Source organism: Acetobacter pomorum (assembly GCF_002738225.1).
GTDB lineage: Bacteria > Pseudomonadota > Alphaproteobacteria > Acetobacterales > Acetobacteraceae > Acetobacter > Acetobacter pomorum.
This window is the reverse complement of record NZ_PEBQ01000088.1, coordinates 1-2,321: the sequence shown is the minus strand read 5'-3', so window position 1 is coordinate 2,321 and position 2,321 is coordinate 1. Positions and strand designations below refer to the sequence as shown.

The 2,321-nt window shown below is 52.1% G+C and carries 2 protein-coding genes and 1 pseudogene; 1 reads left to right on the top strand and 2 read right to left on the bottom strand.

Annotation, left to right across the window (positions count from 1 at the left end):
- Together CSR02_RS05825 and CSR02_RS05820 are read right to left on the bottom strand one after the other, a co-directional pair.
- Window positions 1–265 (bottom strand): annotated as a pseudogene (locus CSR02_RS05825) (oxygen-independent coproporphyrinogen III oxidase); the annotation flags it as partial.
- 8 nt (window positions 266–273) lie between these two features.
- Complete coding sequence (locus tag CSR02_RS05820) at window positions 274–1,107, bottom strand: OmpW/AlkL family protein (protein ID WP_099540896.1); 834 nt, start codon at window positions 1,105–1,107, stop codon at window positions 274–276.
- A 278-nt stretch (window positions 1,108–1,385) separates the two neighbouring features.
- On the opposite strand from CSR02_RS05820, the gene CSR02_RS05815 reads away from it, so the two are divergent.
- On the top strand, window positions 1,386–2,198 hold the full coding sequence (locus CSR02_RS05815) for a Crp/Fnr family transcriptional regulator (RefSeq protein WP_099540895.1): 813 nt from the start codon (window positions 1,386–1,388) through the stop codon (window positions 2,196–2,198).
- Window positions 2,199–2,321: the final 123 nt, after the last annotated feature.

Here is a 2,321-nt window from a genome sequence, read left to right as displayed (position 1 = left end):
CGCGCAGAAGATCGCCATAGGCGATACGCCCATCTTCATGCCGCATGACGGATGTATTGCACCCGCAAAACCGGCAGAGTTCATCACAGAAAGGAACATGAAAATAAAGGGAGACAGGTTCATTCTCAGGGAGGGCTTTCAGCCAACCTGCAACCTGTTGGGGGCCGACCGCTTCCGTAAAGCTGGCTGCGGTCGGGTAGCTTGTATAGCGCGGCAGATTCCCGCCGTAGCGGGAAATCAGGTCAGATACGGATGCCGCGCCCATAATGTACCTTAGAACCGGTAAGCAATACCAGCGGAAACCACTGTCGGATCCAGAGATTCGTGGGCTTTCACCTTCAGGCTTTCTGCTGGGTTTTCAACCCAAGCATGCATACGCACGAACATCTGCTTGACGTCTGCGTTGAAGAACCAGTTACCAACGATCTGGTAATCGAAACCAACGTTTACAGACGGACCACCGGTAAAGCCAGCGTTCAGCTTGGTCAGTCCCAGAGCGGAACCACGGTTACCGTTCATGTTGTGGAACCACATAGCCGTTGCACCCACACCCACATATGGGTTGAAGCGCTTATGCGGACGGAAATGCCAAGCAAATGTCACCGTGGGGGGCAGAACCCATGCGCTACCAACATCCAGCTTGCGAGGACCACCCAATGAAGGCACATCGCTGCCCAGCGCGGCCACTTCATGACGGGTACTGGTAGCAATCAGGTCAACAGACAAGTTGTCTGTGATGAAGTATTCCACCGTCAGTTCCGGCATGGCCTGATTGGTGGTGGAAAGATGTGTGTGGCTCAGCGGCATGTGGTTCAGACCAAGGCCCGGAGCTGTCAGCCAAGCCTTGCTGTCACGGTCCTGCGGCAGAACACCCACACCGGACAAGCGAATCATGAAGTCACCACGGCCCAGACCGATCTTGGTGCTGGCGCAGGTTTCAAACAGGCCACAATGCCCTGATCCCGGCTTTGGTGCATCGGGAATACGCTGCATGACCGGTGCATTCACATAAGCAGCATTTGGTGCCGCTGTCTGAGCCTTGGCGGTACCGGCCAGAGCAGCAACGCCCGCCACAACTGCCGTAAAAAGGGAACGGAACTTGACCATGCCTGTGAGTCTTTCCACTACGCTAGAGAACGATAATCTTGAAGCGGGAAAAATCATGCGCCCATGGTTCCGACCTTGATTTAGATCAATTTCAAGCTATCTCTGCTGCATATACGACAACACTGTGTCATTTTAACCACAGAGGTTTCCTGCCCTGTTCATAAAGCAGAGCGTAACAGATGCGCGCCAGACACCTGCCTATTATTGATTTATATCAACAATGACATAATATTTATGAGACACGTTCCTTTACCTTCCGGTCCAGCACTCATGTTCCTATGCTGAAGGCACCGGTCTTTCCGGATTCTGCTCCTATGCCACCTTCTCCTTCTGCTCAGGTAATTTCTCATGCTGGCAATCGTACAGGACGGGCAGATGCCGAATCCGTACGCTGCTTGATCTGCACGGTGCGTGAGCACAACCTGTGCAGCAGTATAGAAGATCAGGACGTAGGAGTACTGGCACAAGCCACCCGCCAGCTTTCCCTGCCACCAGGCACAACAGTTATTGAAGAAGGCACAGCAGCATCCGCCTTTTTCAACGTTATCAGCGGCACTGTTAAGCTATTTAAATCTCTTCCGGACGGGCGCCGCCAAATTACCGGGTTTGCGGATGCCGGACAATTTGTTGGCCTGAGTAATTCCCGCACATATTCCTTTGGCGCAGAAACCGTAGATACAGTGCTCCTGTGCCGCTGCACACATGCACAGATAGAAAACCTTCTGGCAGAATATCCGCGATTCGCACGCAATCTTCTGACTGCCGTGACGCATGAGTTGACTGATGCGCAGGAGCAAATGCTGCTTTTGGGCCGTAAAACCGCTAGGGAAAAAGTTGCCAGTTTTCTGCTTGACCGAATCAAGCAGTATCATCGCACCCATCCGCATGATCCTGATGCGGAAACCACAGCTTCCGTGCCCATGACGCGTGTGGATATTGCAGACTATCTTGGCTTAACAATTGAAACAGTTAGCCGCACCATTAGTGCCCTCCGCCGTGATAAAATTATTTCAGGCACGGAAAATCACTGCATTCGCATTCTTTCCATCCCCAATCTGCAAGACATTGCTTATGGGCTAAAATCTATCTGACAGGCCAAAAAGAAAGGCTGACCCATTTCTGAGTCAGCCTCCCCAAAGATTCGAAAGATTCCAAACCTTTTAGTTATCGTCGTCGTCACCACCATCGTCAGAAGGTGGTGCGCTATTTCCACC

Bases quoted from the DNA above. Each gene is read 5' to 3' on its own strand.
- CSR02_RS05820 (WP_099540896.1), bottom strand. From the start codon at position 1,107: ATGGTCAAGTTCCGTTCCCTTTTTACGGCAGTTGTGGCGGGCGTTGCT.
- CSR02_RS05815 (WP_099540895.1), top strand. From the start codon at position 1,386: ATGCTGAAGGCACCGGTCTTTCCGGATTCTGCTCCTATGCCACCTTCT.